Annotated in this window: 22 protein-coding genes; 8 read left to right on the forward strand and 14 right to left on the reverse strand. The window is 54.7% G+C overall.

Annotated features, from left to right (window positions below):
- Positions 1-29: 29 nt before the first annotated feature.
- Positions 30-1,202 (reverse strand): amidohydrolase family protein, encoded by a 1,173-nt coding sequence (locus G6R38_RS11675; RefSeq protein ID WP_166824928.1) that lies wholly within the window; start codon positions 1,200-1,202, stop codon positions 30-32.
- Between the two features lie 138 nt (positions 1,203-1,340).
- Here G6R38_RS11675 and G6R38_RS11680 point away from each other — a divergent pair, with 138 nt between their 5' ends.
- The 3 genes from G6R38_RS11680 (at position 1,341) to G6R38_RS11690 (ending at position 4,304) form a co-directional block, all read left to right on the forward strand.
- Positions 1,341-1,898, forward strand: coding sequence for an RNA 2'-phosphotransferase (locus tag G6R38_RS11680; RefSeq protein WP_166824930.1), 558 nt, complete (start codon positions 1,341-1,343; stop codon positions 1,896-1,898).
- Between the two features lie 126 nt (positions 1,899-2,024).
- The gene (locus G6R38_RS11685; protein WP_166824933.1) at positions 2,025-2,246 is read left to right on the forward strand and encodes a CDGSH iron-sulfur domain-containing protein; all 222 of its coding nucleotides are present in this window, start codon (positions 2,025-2,027) and stop codon (positions 2,244-2,246) included.
- Positions 2,247-2,294: 48 nt separating this feature from the next.
- Entirely contained in the window at positions 2,295-4,304 is a 2,010-nt protein-coding gene (locus G6R38_RS11690) for a prolyl oligopeptidase family serine peptidase (protein ID WP_166824936.1), read from the forward strand.
- On the opposite strand, the gene G6R38_RS11695 is transcribed toward G6R38_RS11690, so the two are convergent.
- A complete protein-coding gene (locus G6R38_RS11695) occupies positions 4,287-5,087 on the reverse strand; it encodes a hypothetical protein (RefSeq protein ID WP_166824939.1) in 801 nt (266 codons plus the stop codon). The genes G6R38_RS11690 and G6R38_RS11695 overlap by 18 nt on opposite strands.
- Before the next feature lie 405 nt (positions 5,088-5,492).
- Between G6R38_RS11695 and ispE the strand changes: the two genes are divergently transcribed.
- Positions 5,493-6,392, forward strand: a complete 900-nt coding sequence (gene ispE / locus G6R38_RS11700; protein ID WP_166824942.1) for a 4-(cytidine 5'-diphospho)-2-C-methyl-D-erythritol kinase — start codon at positions 5,493-5,495, stop codon at positions 6,390-6,392.
- Between the two features lie 23 nt (positions 6,393-6,415).
- Positions 6,416-7,090 carry a SpoVG family protein gene (locus tag G6R38_RS11705; protein WP_166824946.1) on the forward strand — a complete coding sequence of 225 codons (675 nt, stop codon included), beginning with the start codon at positions 6,416-6,418 and terminating at the stop codon, positions 7,088-7,090.
- 50 nt (positions 7,091-7,140) lie between these two features.
- Here G6R38_RS11705 and G6R38_RS11710 read toward each other — a convergent pair whose 3' ends face one another.
- Both G6R38_RS11710 and G6R38_RS11715 read right to left on the reverse strand, forming a co-directional pair.
- Entirely contained in the window at positions 7,141-8,757 is a 1,617-nt protein-coding gene (locus tag G6R38_RS11710) for a PAS domain-containing sensor histidine kinase (RefSeq protein WP_166824949.1), read from the reverse strand.
- A 149-nt stretch (positions 8,758-8,906) separates the two neighbouring features.
- Entirely contained in the window at positions 8,907-10,343 is a 1,437-nt protein-coding gene (locus tag G6R38_RS11715; RefSeq protein ID WP_166824952.1) for a DUF1501 domain-containing protein, read from the reverse strand.
- Between the two features lie 177 nt (positions 10,344-10,520).
- On the opposite strand from G6R38_RS11715, the gene G6R38_RS11720 reads away from it, so the two are divergent.
- The gene (locus G6R38_RS11720) at positions 10,521-11,390 is read left to right on the forward strand and encodes a DUF455 family protein (RefSeq protein WP_166824955.1); all 870 of its coding nucleotides are present in this window, start codon (positions 10,521-10,523) and stop codon (positions 11,388-11,390) included.
- Here G6R38_RS11720 and G6R38_RS11725 read toward each other — a convergent pair.
- From G6R38_RS11725 to G6R38_RS11750, 6 genes are all read right to left on the reverse strand, one after another.
- Positions 11,345-12,544 (reverse strand): class I SAM-dependent methyltransferase, encoded by a 1,200-nt coding sequence (locus G6R38_RS11725; protein WP_166824958.1) that lies wholly within the window; start codon positions 12,542-12,544, stop codon positions 11,345-11,347. The two genes, G6R38_RS11720 and G6R38_RS11725, sit on opposite strands and share 46 nt — an antisense overlap.
- A gap of 1 nt (position 12,545) precedes the next feature.
- On the reverse strand, positions 12,546-13,217 hold the full coding sequence (locus tag G6R38_RS11730; protein ID WP_166824961.1) for a HEAT repeat domain-containing protein: 672 nt from the start codon (positions 13,215-13,217) through the stop codon (positions 12,546-12,548).
- A 22-nt stretch (positions 13,218-13,239) separates the two neighbouring features.
- A complete protein-coding gene (ruvX, locus tag G6R38_RS11735) occupies positions 13,240-13,722 on the reverse strand; it encodes a Holliday junction resolvase RuvX (protein ID WP_166824964.1) in 483 nt (160 codons plus the stop codon).
- Between the two features lie 2 nt (positions 13,723-13,724).
- Positions 13,725-14,798: a mannose-1-phosphate guanylyltransferase gene (locus G6R38_RS11740; protein WP_166824967.1), complete on the reverse strand. Its 1,074-nt coding sequence runs from the start codon at positions 14,796-14,798 to the stop codon at positions 13,725-13,727.
- A gap of 121 nt (positions 14,799-14,919) precedes the next feature.
- Positions 14,920-15,714, reverse strand: coding sequence for a sugar transferase (locus G6R38_RS11745; protein ID WP_240928169.1), 795 nt, complete (start codon positions 15,712-15,714; stop codon positions 14,920-14,922).
- 183 nt (positions 15,715-15,897) lie between these two features.
- Entirely contained in the window at positions 15,898-17,247 is a 1,350-nt protein-coding gene (locus tag G6R38_RS11750) for an HD domain-containing protein (RefSeq protein WP_166824970.1), read from the reverse strand.
- A 187-nt stretch (positions 17,248-17,434) separates the two neighbouring features.
- Between G6R38_RS11750 and G6R38_RS11755 the strand changes: the two genes are divergently transcribed.
- The gene (locus G6R38_RS11755) at positions 17,435-18,922 is read left to right on the forward strand and encodes an outer membrane protein assembly factor BamB family protein (RefSeq protein ID WP_206028558.1); all 1,488 of its coding nucleotides are present in this window, start codon (positions 17,435-17,437) and stop codon (positions 18,920-18,922) included.
- 9 nt (positions 18,923-18,931) lie between these two features.
- Here the strand turns inward: G6R38_RS11755 and mutM are convergent, their stop codons facing one another.
- Complete coding sequence (mutM, locus tag G6R38_RS11760) at positions 18,932-19,786, reverse strand: bifunctional DNA-formamidopyrimidine glycosylase/DNA-(apurinic or apyrimidinic site) lyase (protein ID WP_166824973.1); 855 nt, start codon at positions 19,784-19,786, stop codon at positions 18,932-18,934.
- A 349-nt stretch (positions 19,787-20,135) separates the two neighbouring features.
- On the opposite strand from mutM, the gene G6R38_RS11765 reads away from it, so the two are divergent.
- Positions 20,136-22,094, forward strand: coding sequence for a DUF1598 domain-containing protein (locus G6R38_RS11765; protein ID WP_166824976.1), 1,959 nt, complete (start codon positions 20,136-20,138; stop codon positions 22,092-22,094).
- 82 nt (positions 22,095-22,176) lie between these two features.
- Here the strand turns inward: G6R38_RS11765 and G6R38_RS11770 are convergent, their stop codons facing one another.
- The 3 genes from G6R38_RS11770 to trpA are packed head-to-tail and all read right to left on the reverse strand — an operon-like array spanning position 22,177 to position 24,646.
- Complete coding sequence (locus G6R38_RS11770; protein ID WP_166824979.1) at positions 22,177-23,370, reverse strand: molybdopterin-dependent oxidoreductase; 1,194 nt, start codon at positions 23,368-23,370, stop codon at positions 22,177-22,179.
- Positions 23,371-23,409: 39 nt separating this feature from the next.
- The gene (locus G6R38_RS11775; protein ID WP_166824982.1) at positions 23,410-23,757 is read right to left on the reverse strand and encodes a co-chaperone GroES; all 348 of its coding nucleotides are present in this window, start codon (positions 23,755-23,757) and stop codon (positions 23,410-23,412) included.
- Positions 23,758-23,815: 58 nt separating this feature from the next.
- Positions 23,816-24,646 carry a tryptophan synthase subunit alpha gene (gene trpA / locus G6R38_RS11780; RefSeq protein ID WP_240928170.1) on the reverse strand — a complete coding sequence of 277 codons (831 nt, stop codon included), beginning with the start codon at positions 24,644-24,646 and terminating at the stop codon, positions 23,816-23,818.
- Between the last annotated feature and the right edge of the window lie 48 nt (positions 24,647-24,694).

Below are 24,694 nucleotides of genomic sequence, written 5' to 3' on the forward strand. Positions count from 1 at the left end.
CGTTTAGTAACGCTCTGATGCATCGACTCCTAATTGCGTTTTCGCCACGCCGCGACTTTTTCCTTCACGCCTGGGATCAACCGCTCGGCGTTGCGATGATAGATCATTCGTAACACCGAATCCGGCAAGCCGAGGCCGTAGATGTTCCACAGACCCTGCGGTGGAAACGGGTTGTCTTCGTATGGAAAATTCTCGTCATAGGTTTCGAGGAATCGAAAATGTGGGATGAGTTCGGACATCGGCGGGACGCCATCGGTACCGAAGAGAATGCGATCGCCGTATTTTAAGAAGAACTTGCGAGCGGTGTAGGGTTGGCGACCGAGTTCCGCGACGCGGGCGGCAATTTCGACATTCATGTTTGGATACCGATCGAGATACGAACCCAGCTTCTTCAAATCCTCCGGCACATCCGCCATGTGAGCACAAATGAATGTCGTCTGTTTGTGCTTGGCAATCACGCGGTTGCGGGCATCGATCAATTCTTGATGCTCCGGAAAATCCTTCCCGTGGAAACTCCACTCGGGATGCCGAAACAATTCCTCCCAGCGTTCGTTGTATTCATTCGTCGGTCGGAAAAACGCAATCGGATCAGCCACGTGCCATAGGATCGGAATATTCAATTCACCAGCGCGTTGCCAAACGGGATCGAACCGGGGATCGTCGGGCACGAGTAATTTGCCATCACCGTCTCGCAGATACAGCCCTAGCATTTTCGTCAGCTTCAATCCGGACGCACCGAGTTTGACGGCTTCGGAGAGGGCATCCGCAGTTTTGAGTCCGAAGCCGGGTTGGTTCACGGCCCATGTTTCCGGTTTGTCTTTGTCGCCATCGCCAATGAAATCCATGCGGGCGAACACCACGAACCGATTGGGATATCGTTCCGTGAGTCGGCGATAATGCGGCCGGAATTCCGGTCCGACAACGCCATCGAGCGAAACCGAAACCGGGATGTTCGCCTCTGTCATCGCATCGACCATGGCGTCCAGCTCCGCATCGGTGAGCTTCTTGGGATGCGTGTGTACATTCACGCAGGGGAACTTGGCTTTCGTGAGAATGTGTTCCTCAACTTGCAATGACGGCTGTGGACGGAATTCATCCAAGTACAACCGCCGTGGTTGTTCGGTGCTTTTCGAATCTTGCCCGAAGAGCGGACATCCAAAAGCGACAACGAATCCAATCGTGAAAATTCTCAAAGTGTGCATAGCAAGGCCAGTTGGGAAATCGGGACGGACAACGCCCGCATCATAGTGAGTTTGGCCATTCAATTCGCCTGACGTGGTGAATCGATCCGTGGTCGGAAGCGTATAGCAATTCAAACCGATTGTTTTAGAGAGATGAAAATGAAGAATACAGATAAGCGACTGAGCAAGTTTCTCAGTTATGTTCTCCGTCACAATCCTGGCTCGATTGGGATTGAACTGGATGCCAATGGGTGGGTGGAGATCGACACCTTACTTGACCACGCAAACCGGCATGGGACACGGATCACACGGGACGATGTGATCCGGATTGTTTCTGAGTCGGACAAGCAGCGGTTCGCGGTCAGTGAAGATTCCCAACGTCTGCGAGCCAATCAAGGGCATTCCGTGAAAGTCGACCTCGATCTCAACAGCGTGCCCGCGCCCGAGATGCTCTTTCACGGGACCGTCGAACGTTTTCTGGATTCGATTCGCGTTCATGGACTGCTCAAAGGACAGCGGCATCATGTCCATCTTTCAGCTGACGAACAAACGGCGTCCATCGTGGGAGCGCGTCGTGGAGAACCCGTGTTGCTGCGGATTGCATCCCGTGAGATGGGCCAGCACGGTCACTTGTTCTATCGCACAAAGAACGGCGTCTGGCTGACCGACCACGTTCCGCCCCAATACATCGTATTCCCGGCAGAGTGGGCCGACTAACGGTTGATGCTTTCCACGTGGACGGCGGGTCGCTTCGCGTGGCGTATGTTTGCGTCCGAACGGACTGAACGGTATCCTCGCGTCAATCATTCCTCAGAACAAAACTCAATGACAGAGAAGACGCCAATGTCGGATGCCCAAGTCGAAGTGATGACCCGCGAGAACGGTCCAATTTTGATCACCGGACCGGTCACGCTGAAAGATCATCTTGGAAATACGTACAACCTGGGTGAGAAAGAAAAATTCGCGCTTTGCCGCTGCACGAAGTCGGAACGCATGCCGTTTTGTGACGGGGCTCACAAGGCATGTGGGTTCGAGGCAAAACACCTGGCACCGAATGAAGGCTGAGACTGGTTCTGGTTTGCAACGTCCGCCTTTTTCGGGAGTTTCAGAGTTATGAAGTCGTCCACTGCGTTTCCGGTCTGCCTGGCTGTTTGGCTCGGTGTCGCCTCAGCTCCATTGTGGTCTCAGGAGATCACTGCCGAGCAGGAACATTCACTGCGTAAGCATCTGACGACTCTGCGGACGGTGTTGGACGCCGAAAAGGCACGCCGCATCGAAGCTGCCGAGAAAGATGGGACCCGATTGGATCTTCGGTCTGTCGCGGATGTCGAAGTGTATGCCAAGGCCGTCGAATGGGCGTTGCGGTGGAATGAGTTTCCGAAGAAGAATTACTTCGGTGATGCTTCAAAAGCATTGCACACCGGCTTGATGCGGGCCGAACGGTTGAAGGTCGACAAGCCGGTTTGGAATGGCGTGAAAGCCAAAACCATTCGCGGCTATTACTCCAAGATCGATCAGTCCGTTCAACCATATGCACTGACACTGCCCAACGATTTCGACCCTGAAAGCACGAAGCGTTGGCCGTTGTATGTTGTCTTGCATGGACGGGCCAACCAAATGAACGAAGTCAACTTCATTGCACGGCATGACGGCAAACCCACGCCAGACGGGCAATCGTGGATTCAGCTCGATGTCTACGGCCGTGGAAACAATGCCTACCGATGGGCTGGTGAAACGGATGTGTTTGAAGCGATCGAAGATGTCCGCCGACGATACCGCATTGATCATCGCCGAATCTCTCTGTGGGGGTTCTCGATGGGCGGAGCGGGGGCTTGGCATCTCGGTTTGCATCATCCCGGCAAATGGGCATCCGTCGGAGCGGGAGCCGGTTTCGTCGATTTCTACAAGTACCAAAAACAGTCCGAAAAACTTCCTCCTTGGCAGCATTCAACTTTGCACATTTACGATGCTGTCGACTATTCCATGAATGCTTTCAATGTGCCAATGATCGGTTACGGCGGCGAGAAAGATCCTCAGCGAGCAGCAGCCGAAAGTGTCGCGGAGGCGGCGAAGTCGGTCGGCATCGAAATTGACCTTCTTGTTGGCAAGAACATGGGACACAAATTCGACGAGGATAGCCGCGAGAAATTCATGGCGTTCTTGGCAGAGAAAAACGCGACCGGACGCCCCGGATATCCGGGGCAGCAGGAACTTCGCTTTATCACCTACACGCCGAAGTACAATCGTTGTGATTGGCTTGAGGTCAGCCAACTCGGGCGAATGTATGAACCGGCCATTGTGGAAGGCGGTCGCAATAGCGAAGGAATTCTGTCGCTCAAAACGAAGAACGTTGTCGCTTTGAAAATCGCACGGGAAGTTGCGGCTCAAATCGAGATCGACGGCCAACCCCTGCCGCTCAGTTTTGCGGCCGATGGCCTGCTGCCAGACGTGTACTATGTGCATCGCGGTCGAGGATGGCGAGTGTTGAATTACGACGAATCTCGCAACTTCGACTCGAACACCGACTTGATGAAACGCCGCGATCTACAAGGGCCGATTGACGATGCGTTCATGCAACCGTTTGTCTGTGTCCGTGGAACAGGAACACCACGGAATCAGGCACAGAACGCATGGGCCAACTGGACTTTCGAACGCTTCCAGCGGGAATTCGATCAGTGGATGCGGGCGGAGATTCCGACCGTCAACGATGACGAACTCACGCCGGAAATGATCCAAGAGAAGAACATCGTGCTGTTCGGTGATCCTGGCTCGAATTCCGTGCTGGCGAAAATTCTGCCGGACCTACCAGTTCGATGGACCGATGAGAAAATTCAAATCGCCGATCAAACGTTCAATGCGACCACGCACGGTCTTTGCATGATCTTCCCCAATCCGCTCAATCCGAATCGGTACGTGGTCATCAACAGCGGTCACACGTTTCATGAAAAGGATTTCAAAGCGTCGAACTCGTGGCTGTTCCCCCGACTTGGGGATGTGGCTGTCGTCAAATTTGAGAAGACAACGGACAGCTACAAGGAAGAAATCGCCTGGGCGAACATCTTCAACAGCGGTTGGCGATTGCCGCAAGTTCGAAACACGGACGAATCAGAAGACAATCCCTAGACCCGCGACCGGCCCGTTGATATCGAATTCCCCGAGTTCGTAAGAATCGTACCCTGCGAAAATCTCGAGCGATCCGTAAACAAAACCAGTGGTGACCCGCCAATGGAAAAGTTGATCGCCTGAGATTTCTCCCCAGTCGATCTCCCCGGAAACCAGGAATGGTCGGCGAATGTAGAAGTCGGTTCCGTAAGTCATGTTGTAACCAACGTCCGCACGACCATCTTTGAGTGCGTACGCGGCTCCCCCACCGAAGCGAAGCGTTATCCGGCTGACGTCCATTTTGTAGACGAGGTTTGCATCCCCGGTCCACAGTTCGCCATCGATGTCGGAGTTTCGTGTTTTGTCGTACCACGTTGATTCCGCATCGAGACCGAATTGCCCGGTCAGTTGGGTCATTAATTGACCGTGAATTCGGACTTCGTCGTTGTAATCTTCTGAGTAGTCGAACCGTAAACGTGTTCCTGCACCGAACATGCTGCCATTCTGGGCGCGAATGACGATTGGCTCCGTGGCCTGGATAAAATCAATCTCTGTCTGAGTAGCACTGTCGAACCGCGGCGTTGGATTTCGACGAGCCGACTCATCGCCGGAATCGGCAATCGTAGACTCGGTGTCTAGCAAGTCGGTATGAGATGACGTGTCGAATCGGCAGAAAGGTTCGTCGGTCGGCCGGAATACCTCTGCCAAGTCCGTAGGAGAGCGAAACAATTCATCGGCCGCGTAGGTTGTGGCCGCATAGGTCAAGACGTGGGCGATGATCAGCAGTCTCGCGGATTGCCGCATGGTATTACCTACTGAACAGTTAACGCATCTCAGGCCGTGCCCAAACACATTCAAGTTCATCGGATTTGGCAGTACGGTGGACTGCGCAACATCCCACGAACACTAACGTTCGGGACGCGGTGTGAGCTGCGGAGATTGAGAGAATGTATTGAGAGAGAAGTGGCGCGAGTTCTACGAGGTGTGCCGAATTCTGTCAATCCCGCGCGAACAAACAGTGGTTGTGGCCCTTTGATCACCGCGTCCGGTCTTGAAGCCGTCTTGACGGAATTTTCAAATGGAGATAGCATCAATTTTCAGACAAACTGAATTGATTCACAGGAGATGAATCGATCTCAATCAGAACGCTAGTTTTTGACACCCACAGTCAATCTCGCGAATCGATGCAGTCAACAGGATGATGTAGCCATGCGGTTTCGGTCGATTGGCCATGCATTGGCGGTCGATACACCCGCCAAGCTCAACCTCTTTCTTCGCGTCATTGGACGACGAAGCGATGGGTTTCACGACCTTGAAACTGTCATGGTCGCAATCGATCTCTTTGATGCGATGGTTTTCGAGAGAATCGATTCGGCTCCGAGCGGAGAAACTCGTCTTAGCGTTGATCAATCTCAGATCGGTGGCGACCCGCTTCCCACGGATTCTCGGAACCTTATTCGCAAAGCTGTCGACCTCGTTCGGGAGCAATCTGGACGGTCCGAGCCGATCGGAATTCGTGTGACCAAGCGAATCCCGATGCAAGCGGGGCTTGCGGGTGGGTCGAGCAATGCAGCCGCAACGCTGGGGTCTCTGAATCGAATCTGGGAACTTGGATGGTCGAGGGACCGCTTGCTCGAACTTGGCGGCGAACTTGGCAGTGACGTCAATTTCTTTCTTGGACCGACATCAACAGCTTTGTGCAGTGGGCGGGGCGAAGTCATTCAACCGGTTCCGTCAGTTGGTGGTCGGCCGGTCGTCGTCATCCATCCGCCAACCGGATTGTCGACCGCGAAGGTCTTTCAGCAATGCACACCGAACCCAGATGGCCCATCCGCATCGGAATTTGTGACGCAACTTAAAAAACAACCAGAGGTTGTGTTTTCATCGCATCTTTACAACACGCTGGAAACCCCAGCGCGGGCGATGAATGCAGACATCAACGACGTATCATCAACATTGGATCGAGAGTCCGTCATTGGCCACCTGATGAGTGGCAGCGGGTCCAGCTGCTTCGCGATTTGCCGATCTCATCGGCAAGCTCGAACGGTGGCCGCCCGACTCAGAGCAAAACGCATCGGACGCGTTTTTGTGGCACGCACCTTGTTTTAGAACACCGGAGAAGGAGGACGGCTGTGGAGATCACTGAAGTCCGCATCAAACTCATGGATGACCCGAACGATCGCTTGCAGGCTTTCTGCTCGATCACGTTCGATAGTTGCTTTGTCATTCGAGATTTGAAAATCATCCAAGGGTCCAAGGGGTCGTTCGTTGCGATGCCTAGCCGAAAACTAACGGACCGTTGCCCGCGTTGTCAGTGCAAGAACCATCTGCGTTCCCAATACTGCAATCATTGCGGTCTCAAGCTCGACGAAGAACGAGCGACTCGCAACACCGAAGGTCGAGCGAAACTCTACGCCGATATTGCTCATCCGATCAATTCCGCCTGTCGGGAGCTGATCCAAGAACGTGTGTTGACCGCTTTTGAGGAAGAGCTTGAGCTGTCGAAATCGCCGGACTACATTTGTACCTACGACGATTACGGCGAAGAGTCCTACGAAGATTACGAGTACGAATCGGACACCTCGGAAGACTTCCGACCAACGACACCGACTCGTACTTTTCAAGATGACCGTGACGTGCGTCACCGCATTGAACCGGCTCAGACCACGCCAAATGCCCCTCACCGTGGAGGGCCTCGATTTGGGAATTCTTCGAGTAACGGTCACGAGAAAACAGCGGTGTCTGGCAACTACCTCGACACAGTCTCGAACGACGACGGGCTTGGTTTTGGTGAGGGCGTTCTTTAGAAGCCTATGCCAAACGAAGCTTGAGCCATGCGAATCTGCGTTCGCATGGCTCATTCGCTAGGCACGATGGATTGACCAGTGGGAATTCGAGGAAGAACTAATTGAAAAGCGGTGTGTTCTGCATCCGGGATGAGTTTAAGCGTTCCCCCGTATGTCTCGACAACCGCTCGGCTCATCGGCAGACCCAATCCCAATGAGTTTTCTTTAGTGGTGTAGAATTCATCGAAGACTTGGGCGTGACCCTGCTCGGGGACCCCGGGCCCGACATCTTCGATGGTCAACTCCACACGGTTCTCGAGTGATTCGAGCCGGATCCAAATTCGAGGGTTTTCAATTTCGGCGGCCGTCATCGCTTCGACAGAATTCATGAACAGGTCGAAAATCACCTGAATCAAATGATTCTCATCGACTTTGACGGTGGGGGCATGTGTCGGCAAATCAACTTGGAAATCAATGTTGTTCTCCTGGAAGACTACGCGGGCAAGTTCCAATGCTCGGTTCACAATCTCCGAAAGATTGTGATCACCGGGTTCCCGAAGTTGCTCGGAGACAAACGATCGAATCTCCCGTAGTAACTCGCCGGCACGCAACGCTTCGCTCTGGATTTCTTCAAAGAGCCTCAGTTGGGAACTACCTGTCTCTTCGTTCCGTTTTCCGACAGCTGCATAGTTTGCGATGGCTGCCAGTGGTTGGTGAACCTGGTGTGCCCAACCGGCGGCGAGTTGCCGAATCAAATTGAAACGGCTCGCCCGACACATCGTCGCCTGAAGATCGATCAGCTTGGTTTGCGCTTCCACCAACTCGCGAGACCGTTCTTCAACTCGGGCCTCGAGTTTCCGATTGAGCAATTGGAGCGACTCGCGAGAGGAACGTTGCTCGCTGATGTCCAAAGCCAATCCCGACCAAAGTTGATCACCATTATCAAGGACGCGAGGACGCGAGCAAACACGAAACCACCGCACCGCACCGGTCTGTCTGGAGAACAATCGCAGCTCAATCTCGAAGGGGGAGAGTTTTCCCATCGCTGCGAGGGCCGTGTCGCAATATCGGGACCAATCCTCCGGATAAATTCCCTGCAATAATCGCAGCGGCGACTCGTAAATCTCGGCCGCAGACCAGCCGAGATAGTCGTCAACTCGGTCATTGATATATGGGACACGGAACTCAATCCGATCGGTCGGTCCGCATGTTTGGTAGATCAGACCGGGCACTTCAGTCGAAAGTAGTTGCCAACGCTCCTCGGCTTGCAGGTTCTCAAATTGGATTCGGTCCTCGTCCGAAGGAAGCTCCAAATCCCGGACCATCGGCGGAATTGCGGTTTCATTTCCCAAGCGAAAGTGGACGAGCTCACAGTCTCGACTGAAAAAGCTGATGGACTCGGAACGGACTTGGACATCAACCTGAGAGCCGTCTCCACACCGGATTGTCGCCGGTTGAAATTCGCTGTCGGGACTTTGCTGCAACGGGAATTGTTTGGTCCTCTTCGATGGAAATTCTGCAAGGGTGTCCCAGGGTGTTTCCACGAGGATGCCTGCCGGATAACGCAGGAGCATCATCGCTTGCAAGTTAAAATGTACGACTCGGTTGGTCGCACAATCGACAACAAGCAGCGGGTGTTGCGAATGCTCGAACTCTGTTCGATAGATAGAATCGATGAGGTCCTTCATAATTTTGCGATCGCAACTGCTGATCAGAGGAGACACGCCACACCGAGTGGGAGGCGAAGATTCCGACGGTTATTCAGAATCTTTGAATCATACCGCCGACATCGAAATTTGTAGGTGGGGATCTGGGCAGTTGCTGAAGTTTCTCAAAATTACGAGGTTTTCGCGTTGGCACGGAGAGCCTGCGTGACAACGTGACCGGCTACATCGGTGAGACGGAAATCACGCCCTTGGAAGCGGTAGGTCAACCGTTCGTGATCCAATCCCAGGAGATGGAGCACTGTTGCCTGGAAGTCGTGGACATGCACCGGATTCTCGACCGCGAAATATCCGAGATCATCGGTTCTTCCGATGACTTGACCACCTTGCACGCCACCACCCGCCATCCAGAGTGAGTAAGCATCGATGTGATGGTCACGACCAAGACTGTCTCGTGGTTCGCCTTGCGGTGTCCGTCCAAACTCGCCGCCCCAAATGACCAATGTGTCCTCCAGCAATCCTCGTTGTTTCAAGTCTTTGACCAATGCAGCGGAAGCCTGATCCGTCTCTCGACATCGCGCATCCAATGACTTACCAAGATCGGTTCCGGGATTGCCGTGGTGATCCCAGTCGGTGTGATACAGTTGCACGAACCGCGTACCTTGTTCGACTAAACGTCTTGCGAGCAAACAGTTTCGCGCGAAAGATGGCTTCGCAGGATCGACGCCGTATGAATTGAGGGTGGTCTCGGTTTCGCCACGCAGGTCCATCAGCTCGGGGGCGCTGGACTGCATTCGATAAGCCATTTCGTAGGCAGCGATTCGGGTGCGGATTTCCGGATCGTTGACGGTTTCGTGACGCAGCGAATTCATCTGATTCACCGTTTGCACAAATTTCCCCTGAGCCGAAGCATCAAAACCAGCCGGGTTTGAAAGATTCAGAATGGGATCCGCCCCATTCAAAAACGGAACACCCTGGTAGGTTGTGGGAAGAAATCCGCTTCCCCAGAGTGGTGCACCACCTCGGGGGCCACGCGGGCCGGATTGCAAGACGACGAAACCGGGAAGATTGCTGGATTCGCTTCCGATTCCATACGTCACCCACGCGCCCATACTCGGGCGGCCGAACCGTGACGATCCCGTGTTGGTAAATAATTTCGCGGGCCCATGGTTGAACACGTCCGTCTTCATCGAGCGGATCAAGCAGATATCGTCTGCGATGGAGGCTGTATGCGGTAGCAGTTCGGATAGCTCCATGCCGCATTCCCCCGCTCGATGGAATTTCCGGCGTGTGCCCAGCAGTTTCGCATTCTTCTTCAGAAACGCGAACCGTTTGCCTTCCGTGTAGCTGTCGGGAATGACTTCCCCATCATGTTTCTGCAATTCCGGCTTGAAGTCGAACAGGTCTAGATGACTGGGGCCGCCCGCCATGAAAAGAAAGATCACGTTTTTCGCACGGGCCGGGAAATGCGTGGGTTGTGTGGCCATCGGTTCCGTCAACCGATCCGCAACGGCGTCTCGTCCCAGAAGCTGTGCCAATGCCACCGAGCCTAAACCGACTCCGCATTCCGCGAAGAAGTGTCGTCGTGTGCGTTCTTGCAATTGATTCATCGTGTCTGCTCACTCTCAGATTGGCATTCCGACGGTGCTTTGCCGAGTGATTATATACAAAGGCTCAATCGAAGGCGAGAATTCAAGTCGATTGGAAACGCATACCGTGGGTTTCCGGCTGGCAAGTTGCTATTCTGCGCCGAAGCCCGATGCAACGAACTGAATTGAGATGTTGAAATGGAACTCCGCCATTTTGCGGAGCGGATCTTAAAGTCCGCGTCCCTTGAGAAAAAACTCGCTGTTCCCGATTCACCCTTGTCGGACCGCGAACCCGGTGAACCATGGTTCCCGACGGAGCCGGTTCGCCCTGCGAATCTTCAGTTCGCACCGGCTCGGACTGCTCCAAAGATGCCGCATCCGAACACGTTACGTGACCCGCAGCGTCGTGGAGTGGCTCATCACATCATGGCCAACCACGAACTGCAAGCGTGTGAGGTGATGGCTCGCACTTTGGTGGCGTTTCCCCACGCCCCAACGGAATTTCGCATGGGGCTTGCGAAAGTGGTCCAAGACGAACAACGACACACCAGAATGCATGCCCGGCATGCCGAACGGTGCGGCGTTGAATTCGGTTCCCTGCCGGTGAACTGTTACATTTGGAAGAAGTCGCTGGAGTTCAGCAGCGTGTTGGACTACCTCGCCGGAATTCCATTGACGTTCGAAGGAGCGAATTTAGACCATTCTTTGGAGTGGAAGACCGCGTTCGACGTCGCGGGCGACAAAAAGAGTGCGGCCTGCATGCAAGTGATTCACGACGACGAAATCGAGCATGTTCGTTTTGGGATGGAGTGGCTGCGGCAGTTGAAAACTGATGATCAAACCGAGTGGACCGCGTTCGAGGAACATCTCAATTGGCCGTTGCGTCCGGAGAAATCGGTTGGCAATCATTTCAACTCCGCACCGCGATTGGCGGCCGGGATGAGTGCCGAGTTCATCGAACTTCTACGTCACGCATGGGAAACCGCAGAGCCAATCGGTTCTAACACGAACCGCCCGAATCGTCAGTCCAGCGACAAAGAGGCCCAGTCCAACACAGAGTCCAAATAGATTTCGTCGAGACCCGCTGTCTGCTTCAATTGTTGATATTCACGGAATGCTTCTTGTTGATTCTCGCTCGTCGGCTCTCGACGCACCGCACGGATCAGCACGTTCTTCGCTGTATGTTCCATGTCGATGAATTCGACCACCTGCGTGCGATAGCCGACTGCCTCCAACGCTTTGGCACGCAGTGAATCGGTCAACAGGGTCGCAAGACGCTCTTGAAGAATGCCGTGTTGTTGCATGCCCGCGAGCCAATCTGGTGTGATCTTTCGGGCCAACTCGTGCTGACAGCACGGAACCGCGAGGATCACGTTGGCATTCCACCGCACGGCTTGTGCGATGGCATCGTCCGTTGCGGTGTCGCAAGCGTGGAGCGAAACGGCCAGGTGGACGGGTTCGTTGGTATCGAACGCGGCGATGTCCCCTTCTTCAAAACGAAGCCCACGAAGTCCAAGCCGACTGGCAATTCGTTGACAATCCGCCAGAACAGCCGTCTTGCGATCCAGGCCCACGATGGAAACAACACGTCCGTGAATTTTCGTCAAAAGGTGATGTAACGCGAATGTGAGATAGCTTTTCCCGCATCCGAAGTCGACCACATTTAACGGACCATCTTTTGGCAGGCTTGGAATGATATGTTCGACGAGTTCCAGATACCGATTGATTTGTCGGAATTTGCGTTGTCGGTTCGCCTTCACTCGACCTTCGGCGGTCATGACTCCAATGGCGGCGAGAAAGTCGCATGGTTCACCATCGGGGATCAGGTGTTGTTTGCGTCGGTTGTGATCCGTGACCAGCGAACTCGTGTGGGACGGCGGCGACTGACTGAGCTTCGCATGCCCTTTCTTGTTCAAACGCAATTGGTAGTCGGCAGTGGTCGTCATAAGATGACAGTCCCGATACCGGGTGCCGATCAATTCTTGCAACCGCTCGGAAACCGCTTCCGCCGTCACATTCTCATGAGTTTCTTCACGGTCATATCGGTGAGCGAATTGGTAAAGCAGCTCGCCGCGGATCTTCAACGGAGACACCGTGATCTTGCGGGCGGATTCCTGCCGATTCTTGGGCCGACTCAGCACGGCACTGATGAGAGTCCCCGCTTGAACTGCGTTTTCGAGATGTCCGGCGAAGGTTTCGGGATCGGAATTCGGGGCCGTCATCTTATTCCTCTCCACCGGATTGTTCGATGGACTGAATCGCTGCGGTTGTAGCGTCGCGGATACTAACGTCGGGATCGTTCGCCAAACGACGCAAGGTCGGCAACGCAGGTTGGGCGTCGGACCCAATCGCCCCGAGGGCTTTCACGGCTTGCAACCGGATGATGCTGCGAGGATCTCGGAGCACATCCGTGAGCAATGGAACGGCCTGTTTCGCGGTCGGCCCCATCTGTTGCAGTTTGACCAGAGAACCGACTTCGCGACGCCGGACAGACTCCATCAATACTTCCAGAGGTTCCACTCGGCTGGGATCGATTTGCACGATCGCGTAAGCCACTGCCAGTCGTGCCGATCGATCGTCCTCGCGGTTCAGTCGTTCGATCAACTCGGGAACTGCTTGGATTGCGGTTGTACCTTGTCGTCCGAGTGCGGCCGCGGAAAGTCGCCGAACGTCTGCGTCAGTGTCGTTCAGCGACTCAACAAGGGCGGGAATTGATTCCTTCCGTTCCCCCTTCATCTCCGCCAATGTTCGTGCACCAGATTGCCGAGTTTGAGTCTCATGGGACTTCAATTGCTCGACCGATTCCGCGACGTCACCGTTTCCACAGCCGAACACGATCAAACACGATCCTAGTGCGATCCAATACCGGGGGAATTGAGTTTCAAGTGCTCTCATTCGATTGCCGCCGACCGTAAGACTACATCGATTCCGGAGATTTCTCGCGATCGGGGGCGTCCAGGTAAGCCTGCAACATGAATTGAGCCGCCAGCTTGTCGAGACGGGCCTGACGCTTCTTCTTACTCAACCCGGCTTCCAACAACGCTTCCTCCGCACGAGCGGACGTATACCGCTCGTCCCAATAGCGGATCGGCAAGCCAGTGAGGTCGGCGAGCCATTGCCCGAACTCGCGAGATTCCTTCGCTTTTTGACCTTCATCGCCACTGAGATGAACCGGCAAACCAACAACCAACGCCTTGATCCGATTCTCCGAAACGACTTGCAAGAAGTGTTTCGCATCGAGCGGTTCAGTGCGTCGGTTGTAGTTTTCCAGAGGACCGGCGAATTTCTGATCCGGAGACGAAACCGCCAAGCCCACGCGTTTTGTTCCGTAGTCAACACCTAACAGACGACCGTTGGTGGGAAATTCAGCGGGGGTGGGAGTCTCGACTTCGGAATTCATCCTTACAAGTACCCCTCGAAACCGAGTTCCTTAAGTTTGCCGACTAATTCCTTGACGGCACCGGGATCGTCTTTCTTCGCGACGAGTGTGGCATCCGGTGTGTGCACGATGATGCAGTCTTCGATGCCTGCGGTACCGATGAGGTGATCGGGGTCCAGCGAACGAATGATGCACCCGGTCGTCTTGAGTCCGCAGTGTTGGCCGTCGATGGTGTTGTCGTTTTCGTCTTGCGAGAGCAATCGCGGCAATGCTTCCCAACTGCCAACGTCGTCCCATTGAAACGGCGCTTCGATGACAGCCGCATGAGCGGTGCGTTCGAGCACAGCATGATCGACGGAGATGGATTTCATCTCTGGGAAGAGTCGTTCCAAGGCTTCATCGAAGCCCCCTTCGATTGCGTGGGCGAGTTCCATCAACGTGGTGTGAATCGTTGGCTCGTATTCTTTCAACGCATCGAGAATTGCCTGAGCACGCCAGACAAAAATGCCACAATTCCAATAGTATTTGCCCGCCGCGACGAGTTCAGCAGCCCGTTCGGCATCCGGTTTTTCTTTGAAACCGGCTACTTGGAACGCCCCTTCGGCCGCGGGAATACTTTCACCACGTTCAATGTAACCAAAGCCGGTCGCTGGATATGTGGGGGGGACACCAAACAGCACGAAAGCGTCGGGGTTCGCTTCGACGATCGAGACCGCACGGCGAGCGGCATCTTGGAAGACCTCGACAGGGCCGATGACATGGTCCGCAGGCATGACCAGCATGACGGCATCGGGATCTTTCGCGAGCAGTTGAATCGCCGCCAATCCGATACACGGGGCGGTATTGCGTCCGCACGGTTCCACGAGAATTTGCGATGCCGGAACATCAGAAAGCTGCCGAGATGTTTCGACGGCCTGGCTGCGATTCGTCACCACCCAGGCATTTTCACTGGGAATCCAAGGCGTGACACGGTCGAGCGTGCCTTGAATCATCGTCCGTTCACCCGCCAACTTCAGCAGTTGCTTCGGACGCTCGTGACGACTTTGCGGCCAAAACCGAGTTCCACTGCCTCCCGCCATAATTACTGCATGTAGCATCGTCTCAGATCCCTTGCGACTTGTTGCCTATCGGATTCATCCCTGAACGACCGGTAGTTTAGCAACTGCCAAGGGGCGAGGCGAGAGTCACGCAGGTCTCATCGCATCGGAATCCAACGGTCTACACGGCCCCTTTACCAGAGATGACCACCCCGAATGTTCGCAGCAAAATCCGAGCATCGTTGCCGGGCGAGCAATTTTCCATGTAGATCAAATCGTAACGAATCTTGCGGCGAAAACCGTCCAAGTCGTTGTCGTATCCATTGACGACCTGAGCCAAGCCCGTCAACCCGGGTTTCAGTCCCAGTCGTTGTGGATAGTCGGGAATATCGGCGGTCAGTTTTCCAACAAATTCCGGACGCTCCGGACGTGGACCCACCATGGACATATCGCCGCGGAGAATGTTCCAGAGTTGCGGAAGTTCATCCAATCGAGTTCGGCGAAGGAAGCGACCAATCCGAGTCACACGAGGGTCGCCTTTGGTGGCGAATTGGGCACCATTTCGCTCGGCATCGGTTCGCATCGTGCGAAACTTGTACATGGTAAAAGGGCGACCGTAACCGAATTGTTGCCGACGGTCCGTGCGGCGACGTTCGTATGGCACGGGGCCCGTTGTCGCTCCACGCCGGCTTGCTCGACGCGAATTCAAGCCCACCCGCACTTGCCGAAACAGTACCGGCCCTGGTGAGGTCAGTCGAATCAAAACCGCGACGAGAAGCAACACAGGCGAAAGAACGACCAACATGCTTGACGCCAGGACAATGTCAATTGCACGTTTGAAGAAACGAGTCGTGGTCGAGATCTCGTCGAGGTGTCGACGTGGTCGATCGGTATCGATTCGACGGAGCCACTGGACCTCGGGATGAGTCGGTCGGACCTCCAACGATCGATCCGCAATCGGTTCGCAGATTTGCATTGATCACTTCCTCCTCACAGTTTGCGCGAGCGACATGAGACCAAGGTCCCCGTGGAATGTCACTCAACATACGGAGGGAGAATGACTACTGAAAAGTTCGTTTCCCCCGTTTTGCAAGGACTGTGAGAAATTCGCGTCGCGAGCCAACTGTTGCGATGTTTTGTTGCAGATCGGCAACATTCATCAGGAGTGATTCGCCGCAATCCGACTTTCGATCGCCACACGTATGCAGGGAAGGAATCCCGTCCAATTTCGCAAGCGGTCCCGTAGCCGCGGATGGACGAAGACACGGACACGTTTCACAAAGTCATCGAACTGCTCCCGTGCTAACGATGCGACCACGGGAGACACGTCGGCCAGCCATCGTGCGCGTTCTTCCTTCGGATAATGGATTTGCACGCGGAATTGCACTTCTCGATGCACAGGCGGAGCATCGATCACGATATCCGTTTTCCGAACTTCACACCCCAATTGCTTCGATGCCTCGTTCGCCACCTGCGAGCACACCGCGACCAAGTCGCCAAACGGTCTGCCAGCGAGCAACCGATATAAATCCTCGTGCTGGAAAATGCTGAGTTCGTGCACGAGCTTGTAGAGGACGCGTTGCGAGCCGAACAGTTCGTCGATCATTTCGTTTTTCGGAAGCTCGCTCGCGTGTCGTTTCAGTTCCTCGATGGCCTCCGCATCGCCCATGCGGAAGAAGGACTGCAGATCGAGTCGTGGCGACAGCTCATAAAAAATTCGCGCGAATTGACACGTCGCCGCTCGCACCGTGTGATGCCAATAGACTTCGCTGAACATCACGTATCGAGCGAACACCATCATCTCAGCGGCAGTGCGACCTTTCTCACTGATCGCCAGCCCGGTTCCGTCGGAATCGAGCATCAGTGATTGCATTAATCGGTTGCGGTCGAAGTTCCGTCCATACGGTACGCCGCAATGCAGGCTGTCTCGATGAAGATAATCCATCTTGTCGATGTCAATGGGACCGGACAACACGGAATCCGCCAACCGCAAGCCGGGCGACGTCGCCGAGTGTGTCAGCACGGACAACACTTCCTCCGGTTCGATCTCCCACCGCTCCCGCAACACCGTCGACAGTTCCGGTTCCAATAGGAATTCCCGCGCGAAGGCCTCGTGCGGCGGCAGATTCGGGAGAGCCATGTCCTCGATCGGATGGCAGAACGGCCAATGCCCCAGGTCATGCAACAGGGCGGAAGCCAGCAGCACGTCGATTGTGTGCCGGTCCGCGATGGCCTCGAATCGGGGATCTTTGCCGAGTTGGCGAAGGTATCGAATCGCGTTGTGAAACACACCCAACGCATGTTCGAACCGTGTATGCGTGGCTCCCGGATAAACCAGCGAGGTCAGTCCGAGTTGGGAGATCTGCCGAAGCCGTTGGAATTGCGGAGTATCCACGAGCGCTCGAACACGCGGCGTGAACGGGACGTCTTGTTCCACGGGAATTCGCACCAATCCGCGATCATCCCCACTCTGCGACAACTCCGGCACATCCTGTAAGACATTTGGCATCAGCGTAAAGATCTAATTTTTTTGTACGTGAATGGCGTGTTTTGGACTCACAACATCGTAGCAGGTCAAATCGTGACAACGGAAGTTGTGACAATTCATTCGCCATCGCTTCGACATCCCGAACCCACTTGGATACACTGATGCTTCAACCGGATATTGTTTTTTCAGAGTGGGAAGGATTCATTGCATGGGACGCCGATTGATTGCCGGAGCCGGTCTCTGCTGGGCTGTGATGGTTTGCGGGATTGCCTCCGTGAGTGAGGCTGCTGAGCCGTCCGCGACGTCGTCTCCGCAAGCAACAACGAACCTGCGACCCGGTCACGATTGGCCGAAATTCCTCGGTCCCGACGGCACCGGGGTTTCGCAGGAAACGAACCTCCTCAGTGAGTGGCCGGAGGGCGGTCCCAAAGTGGTCTGGAAGCAACAGATCGGCACGGGCTACAGTGCGCCTTCGGTTCGGAATGGTCGGCTCGTCATTTTCCATCGGCTAGAAGACGAGGAAATCATCGAGTGCCAGAACGCAGCGACTGGGGAATCAATCTGGAAGACGAGCTATCCGTCAACGTACTCCGACCCCTACGGCTACAACAATGGTCCACGTTGCACACCGTTGCTCACTGAGGAACGGTGTTTCACCTACGGGGCCGAAGGCAAGCTGGTCTGTACCGACCTGCAAACTGGCAAGCAACTCTGGAAGCGGGATGTCAAAGCGGATTGGAAATTGCCCCAGGCGTTCTTTGGAATCGGTTGCACGCCGATTTTAGAAGGCGACCGGTTAATCGTCTTGGTCGGTGGACAGCCAAATTCCGGCGTGGTCGCATTTGATTCCAAGACCGGAAAGACGCTGTGGGAGAACGTCGGCAAGTCGACTTGGGACGGCGTTGAGACCGGTTATCGTGATGGCGATACTTACAAGTGGACCGGTGAAGAACAAATCGTGAGTTACTCCTCACCCATTGCCGCCACGATTCACGGGAAGCGTCATGTGTTGTGCTTGTTGCGGCATGGTCTGGTATCGCTCGATCCTGAAAATGGTGAACTTCGCTTCAAACACTGGTTCCGCGTCCGCAATCATGAATCTGTCAACGCGGTCCGTCCGGTTGTCATTGATGGCGACAAGATTTTTCTGACGGCCGCCTATAAAGCCGGTTCCGTTTTGCTGAAAGTTGCAGCGGATGGAAAATCTGTCAGCGAACTTTGGAAAGATCGCGACAACCTTCAAGGACACTGGTCGACACCGATTGAAGTCGATGGCTACATCTACGGCTTCTCTGGCCGACACGAACATGAAGGCGAATTCCGGTGCGTCTCCGTCAAGACTGGGAAAGTCGAATGGTCCACGAGCGGATACGAAGGTGATCTCGACAAACTACCGATTCTCGCACTCAATCGTCGCACAGGTGAGGTCATTAACCGAACCACGAACGAACGTGTGACCCCGCCGTTCTTCGGTCGTGGTTCACATATTCGGGTAGGGAACCGATTTATCATCCTTGGTGAATACGGCACGCTTTCGTTAGCCGAGGTCAATCCAAAGAAATACGTGGAACTTGAACGAACCTATTATCCAGAGATCCATTACCCCGCCTGGCCGGCTCCCGTATTGTCACGCGGGCGGCTTTATTTGCGTAGCGAAGATTACCTCGTCTGCTTGGAGTTGTCGGCTGCGAAATAGCATTTGTGGTCAAGCGGATTCCGGCGGGGATGATTGGCAGATCGGGCAGTAAAAGGTTGATCGCTGGGCTTGCACGACTCGCTGGATCGGTGTTTCCTGGCAGGTCGGGCAAAGTTCCTCGGCACGAGCGTAGACTCGGTGTTCGTTTTGATACCCGCCTGCCTTGTTCAATGCATTTCGATATGTGCCATCGGAGAGTGTTGAACCTTCGTAGCGAATGGCGTCGGAGAGTATCTGTCGAACAGCATCGTGGAGCCGATCAATCTCGGTTTCGGTCAAACTCGAACACAATGTAAACGGCGAAATGCCGGACAGATGAAGGATTTCACTCGCGTAGAGATTGCCGATCCCCGCAACAATCTTCTGATCGAGCATGGCGACCTTGATGGCACGGTTGGTTTTCTGGAGACGTTGAGTCCATTCCTCACGATCGATCGTCAGGGCATCCGGGCCGAGTTTGACGGTACGCAACTCATCGAATTCCGCCGGACGATACAACCGCACCGTGCCCAAGCCACGCCGATCCCAAAACCAAAGTTTCGATTCGGATTCGCCGTCCGAAAGCGTCCAACAAATTCGCAAGTGTTCCGTGCTGGGCGGGTCGGCAAGCAACATCAGGCCGGTCATGCGAGGTTCGATGACGAAGGCGTCACCGGATGAAAGGTGCAAAACAACGCGTTTCGCCAGCCGATCTACGCTGGTGATTGTCTGCTCACGGGCGCGACGCTGCATCGTTCGAACGGTCGGCGTGATGCTGATGGGCTTACAAGGACACCGACATTCCGAAACCGTGCGGATGATCTTTCCTGCGACGTGTGGACGAATTCCGCGAACCATCGTTTCGACTTCCGGCAATTCCGGCATGGTGTTTGAGTCCAAGTTTTCTGAAGGTCGGTCTTGTAAATCGTGGTCGTAATGAAATCAGCGATTCCGCGGATTTTACGGTCTCCACGTTTCATTACGATGTCACAGTTCCGGGAAAACAGGTTCTCTGGGAAACCGGTATCCATTTCACGGCCCACTTGACGCCGCCCGATTCCCGAGGGATGCTCGATCATAGACCAAACTCTCCAAGTTTGTCGTGTTCCGACAATTCGCTGCGCGATCTTGCGTCTGAGCCGCATTCTCTTGGAGAGAGAATCAACGTATGAATCGAAATGTCGCCGACGTGCGGAGTTTCCGCTCGACCAATTTTCCCCGATGGGAGTGGAGAATGTTCAAAATTCAGCAAGCAAAACCGCGACCCCAACTTGGGACGATTCGCGGTGGAAACACCGTTTTGACCGTCCTGGGAACGGTTGCGGCGTTTTCGGTCGTTCTCGGAGCGGCTTGGTTCGTGATGGCTCCCAGCAAGCCAGTCGTCACACAAGTGCAACCGAGCAACACCGACGAATCAAAACCAATGGCTTCGGAAGTGATTCCAGCCACCCGACAATCGACACCGGATGTCCCAGCCGAACCAGTGAGTCAACCGGTTGCGGTCGTTGAAACCGAAGTACCCGCCGAGGTCAAACCGCAAGCACCGACTGCTGCCGAGCAAGTTGAAGCTCATTTGGCCGCCGGTGAGTTCGGATTGGCCACCGAGGTCGCTCAAACGATTGCCGAGATCAAGTCGCGAGACTTGCTACTGCGACGCATCGCGGACGTGCAACTTGAAGCGGGCGAATTCGCAGCCGCAGGCGATGCCATCGGACGCATCACCCTGCCACAAGTTCGAGGCCAAGCGGAAACCGCTCGGCAAACCGAACAAACTTTGGCCGGTGGTGGTTCGCAGGCGAACTTCAGCGAAATCTTGCAGTTGATCCAAACCGCGACTTCCGGCCCCTGGGCACCAGACGATCCCGAAAAAACCGTCACACCATTCGGTATGGTTTCCGGCGGGATTTCTGTCGATCCGCTCGGTCAGCTCGCGTTGGTCAGCAAGGCCGACACGAATAACCGGTTGGCTCAGATTGGTCGTCGCGCTCGCCGTGCCGATTTGAACGACGACATGGCTCAAGCCAGCAACTTGCGAATCGTTTCGCTGAAGCGTTTGGAACGCGAAGTGGCGGGGCGTTTGAACCGCTCGGAGCCTGTTCTCAAGACGATGCAACACTTGGCCGGTTTGTCCCGGGTTCAGTTTGTGTTTGTCGATTCCAAAAACCAGGATGTTCTCATCGGTGGCCCAGCTGAGGCGTGGGAATACGATCAACTCGGCCGACCGGTCGGTGTCGATTCCGGTCGACCGATGATGCATCTCGACGACTTGGTTACGGTTCTTCGTGTGTTCTCGCCAGCGGGCAGCAGCATTTTTCGATGCTCGATCGATCCGCGAGCGGAAGGCATGCAAAAGCTCAAGGAAGTTGTGGAACGGTCCAACGCACGGGGTTCACTCTCGGCAGGTGCCGGTACACGCAGCTTCGTTCGCAAGTGTGGCGAAGCCCTCGGCCAGCAAGATGCTGTCTTCGCAGGTGTGCCAGACAACTCTCGCGTGGCTCGCGTGATGTTGGAAGCCGACTACAAGATGAAGCTCATCGGAATCGATAAGTTGGACGCTGGCTCGCAGATTCCATCGTTCTTCGATCTGCTCGACGCCAAGACCGTCAAGCAAAATCCCCCATCACTGGATGCTTTGCGATGGTGGCTGACGATGAAATACGATTCCGTCTTGCACGATCCAAATCGTCAAGTTTTTGAAATCCAAGGCTCGTCCGTGTTGTGCCGATCCGAAAATGAACTCGTGACCGCGACGGGCGAACGAATTCACACGGGTGAATCAACGACGACGAACTCTCAGTTCGCTCAAAAATTCACGGCCAACTATTCGGAACTCGCTCAACGGGAGCCAGTTTTCGCGGACCTGCAAAACATCTTCGACTTGGCATTGGTCGCTGCTCTGGTTCAGCATGAGAACTTGGTGAGCTACCCCCAAGGCTACGGTGTGTTTGCACCCAACGGCCAATACCAGCCGGAAGAATTCGCCGTGCCGAAAACCGTCGATACGGTCGTTAATCACCGAGTGTACGGCGGACGTGATGTGATCGTCCAGGTCGCTGGCGGTGTGCGAGCAGACTTGGCATCGGTTCTTCGTGACCAATCGGTCTACCGAGTCGCCGAGCGACTCAGCGGCATGACTTCCAAAGTCGACACCAACGCCATTCCTGACGGTCGATGGTGGTGGGACGCGAAGTAGTTGATCAATTGATGCAATAAACGAAGAACGCCTCTGGAGATTCCAGAGGCGTTCTTTTTTGATCGAGCTGAATTGCAGTCGATTACAGCGAGCGAAGATTGTATGCCTTGCGATACCATGAGTTGAACATGTAACCCTTCATGTTCCAGTCGACTCGTTCGGGCATGGCTTCACCGGCGGAATCGACGGCTCTTGCGTAAACAATGCCGCGAATGCTACGAACCGGGATTTCCAGTTTCCACAAAGACCATACATACGGGTCCGGTTCCCGCTCGAATTTGGCCACCTGCCAGGACCTTCCGCCGTTGACGGAAACTTCCACTCGCTTCAGTGTTCGGCCATTTCCGGGCGGCAATGCGTATCCCGTGACCTCCATCAACTCTTGCGTGTCGGTGGAACGAGATGCGATCCGAGCAATGCCGCAGTTCATCGGATAGCGGTACAGTGGGCCCGCTTCTGCCCATGCGGTTGGCGTGTTCTCTTCGACCAGTTTGTAAGCGTCCTGGACGTAATGATTCGGCATGGTCCGATTGCTAACCACGATCTTGCCCAACCATTTCACACTACGAGCGCCGATGTAGCCCGGCACAACCGTGCGAAGCGGATACCCGTGATCTGGCGTGAGCGGCAAGCCATTCATTTTGTGAGTGAGCAGCGCGCCCGGCATGGCTTCGGTGTCGTCCATCGCTTTCGACAACGGAATTGATCCGCCGAAACCGATGGTCTTGCCTTTTTTCTTGATCTCATCAAGACCTTCGAACCAGACGTGTTTGGCGTCGGGTTGCACGCCAACGGCCTTGAGAACTTCGGACAACGGAATTCCCGTCCATGAGGCATTTCCAATCGCCTGCGATTGCCATTGTACGCCGTCGACGGCACGGACCGCACTGTGTTCGTTTCGTCGATTCCCGGCACAGGTCATTGAAGCAATCACCGTCTTGGACGGGTACTTGTCCATCAACTCTTTGAGCGAAATCTCGCCGGGGTGATTCACCATCCCTTCGATTTTCAAACGGAACTGATCCGCATCAATTTGTGGCGACGCCGCATGACTTCGAACGTAGAAGAACTTCTCTGGCGTGATCCACGTCTTGACCAACTCTTCGATCGGCGGTTCCGCGTTGGGCGGCACTTCCGTGTGATAGATGAGCCCACCGCCGGCCGATTCCTTCGAGTCTGCCCACGTCGGACACAACCCGTTTCCAATCGCAGCGGCGGCCAGGAAACCCTGCCCAGCGGTTCGCAAGAATTGACGGCGATTCGGCTGAATTTGCATTGGCGAGCTTTCCATTTCTGCAGGAGAAAAATTCAAGTCTCAAAGATCGTCGTTTGACTCGTGTTCATCGTCCGCAGTCGCCGAAGGGGTTTCCGCACTGTTGCGACGGAACACCGCGCAAACGTCTGCAATCGGGACCACGAATAGCACGTTGTCCGGTTCCAAGTCGACAGGAATCGCGTTCTTGGGGTGGAACAGGACCTTGTCGTATTTTCGGATTGGAAAGTCCTCGTCACGATCAATTTGCACGCTAATTTCGACAATTCGACCGGTAATCGTGGGGATCTCCGCGTCATCGGGGAGAACAATGCCCCCTTTGGTGGTTTGCTTCGCTTCGTCTTTACGGATCAGAACGCGATTCCCCAATGGTTCGACAAATTCCGTCAACGTTGTTCCCTTCGATTTTGATTGACTAATGTCACTTCGATTATCTGAACGCAAAAAATTACGCTTGGCTCGCGACTTGCCGGACCGCTTTCACCATTCCGGCCGCAAACTCTCCGACCTCGCGAATGACATCGTCTCGACTCGTGAATTTGTCGCTCAGTTTTTCCAAGTACCGCACGATTCTTGAGCCAACGATCACACCGTCCGCATGCCCTCGGAGAATGTCAACTTGCTCAGGGCCGCTCACACCAAAACCAACCGCCAACGGCAGATCCGTTTTCTCACGCAACCGATCGAGATGCTCGGTCAGCTCCGGTGGAAGTTGATCGCGTGCCCCTGTGGTGCCAGCAATGGAAATGCAATACAGGAAGCCGCTCGCTGCCTCGATGATCTTCTCAGCACGGTGGACCGGCGTAGTGGGTGCGATCAGTTGCACCAAATCCAAGCCGTGTTGACGGGTTCGTTCGGCGAACTCGCTTGCTTCATCACCGGGTAAGTCTGGGACGATCAACCCTGCAAACCCGGCGGACTTGGCATCGGCGAGAAACCGTTCCACACCTACCCGAAAAACGAGCGAATAAGCAACCATTGCCACCAACGGAGCTGATCCATTTTTGGTTTGCGCGGAGACCATGTCGAAGATGTCACCGACACGAATACCCTTTTGGAGTGCTCGCGTGTACGAGGCTTGGATCACCGGACCGTCCGCTATCGGATCGCTGTACGGAAAGCCGACTTCGATCAAATCTACCTTTTGACGGGAAAGTTCTTGAATCAATTCTCCCGTCATTTGGATGTCGGGATCACCGGCCGTCACAAACGGCATGAACGCCATGCGTCCCTCGGATCGCGTTGTTTCGAAGACCTGGCTGATCGCTGAAGATGACACGAATTGATCTCTCGCTGGAAACAAATAGAAGCAGATGCAAACGAGTTT

The sequence above is a fragment of the Thalassoroseus pseudoceratinae genome, from assembly GCF_011634775.1.
GTDB lineage: Bacteria > Planctomycetota > Planctomycetia > Planctomycetales > Planctomycetaceae > Thalassoroseus > Thalassoroseus pseudoceratinae.

Coding starts and splice junctions, on each gene's coding strand:
- G6R38_RS11675 (WP_166824928.1), bottom strand. CDS start 1,202: ATGCACACTTTGAGAATTTTCACGATTGGATTCGTTGTCGCTTTTGGA.
- G6R38_RS11680 (WP_166824930.1), top strand. CDS start 1,341: ATGAAGAATACAGATAAGCGACTGAGCAAGTTTCTCAGTTATGTTCTC.
- G6R38_RS11685 (WP_166824933.1), top strand. CDS start 2,025: ATGTCGGATGCCCAAGTCGAAGTGATGACCCGCGAGAACGGTCCAATT.
- G6R38_RS11690 (WP_166824936.1), top strand. CDS start 2,295: ATGAAGTCGTCCACTGCGTTTCCGGTCTGCCTGGCTGTTTGGCTCGGT.
- G6R38_RS11695 (WP_166824939.1), bottom strand. CDS start 5,087: ATGCGGCAATCCGCGAGACTGCTGATCATCGCCCACGTCTTGACCTAT.
- ispE (WP_166824942.1), top strand. CDS start 5,493: ATGCGGTTTCGGTCGATTGGCCATGCATTGGCGGTCGATACACCCGCC.
- G6R38_RS11710 (WP_166824949.1), bottom strand. CDS start 8,757: ATGAAGGACCTCATCGATTCTATCTATCGAACAGAGTTCGAGCATTCG.
- G6R38_RS11715 (WP_166824952.1), bottom strand. CDS start 10,343: ATGAATCAATTGCAAGAACGCACACGACGACACTTCTTCGCGGAATGC.
- G6R38_RS11720 (WP_166824955.1), top strand. CDS start 10,521: ATGGAACTCCGCCATTTTGCGGAGCGGATCTTAAAGTCCGCGTCCCTT.
- G6R38_RS11725 (WP_166824958.1), bottom strand. CDS start 12,544: ATGACGGCCCCGAATTCCGATCCCGAAACCTTCGCCGGACATCTCGAA.
- G6R38_RS11730 (WP_166824961.1), bottom strand. CDS start 13,217: ATGAGAGCACTTGAAACTCAATTCCCCCGGTATTGGATCGCACTAGGA.
- ruvX (WP_166824964.1), bottom strand. CDS start 13,722: ATGAATTCCGAAGTCGAGACTCCCACCCCCGCTGAATTTCCCACCAAC.
- G6R38_RS11740 (WP_166824967.1), bottom strand. CDS start 14,798: ATGCTACATGCAGTAATTATGGCGGGAGGCAGTGGAACTCGGTTTTGG.
- G6R38_RS11745 (WP_240928169.1), bottom strand. CDS start 15,714: ATGCAAATCTGCGAACCGATTGCGGATCGATCGTTGGAGGTCCGACCG.
- G6R38_RS11750 (WP_166824970.1), bottom strand. CDS start 17,247: ATGCCAAATGTCTTACAGGATGTGCCGGAGTTGTCGCAGAGTGGGGAT.
- G6R38_RS11755 (WP_206028558.1), top strand. CDS start 17,435: ATGGGACGCCGATTGATTGCCGGAGCCGGTCTCTGCTGGGCTGTGATG.
- mutM (WP_166824973.1), bottom strand. CDS start 19,786: ATGCCGGAATTGCCGGAAGTCGAAACGATGGTTCGCGGAATTCGTCCA.
- G6R38_RS11765 (WP_166824976.1), top strand. CDS start 20,136: ATGTTCAAAATTCAGCAAGCAAAACCGCGACCCCAACTTGGGACGATT.
- G6R38_RS11770 (WP_166824979.1), bottom strand. CDS start 23,370: ATGCAAATTCAGCCGAATCGCCGTCAATTCTTGCGAACCGCTGGGCAG.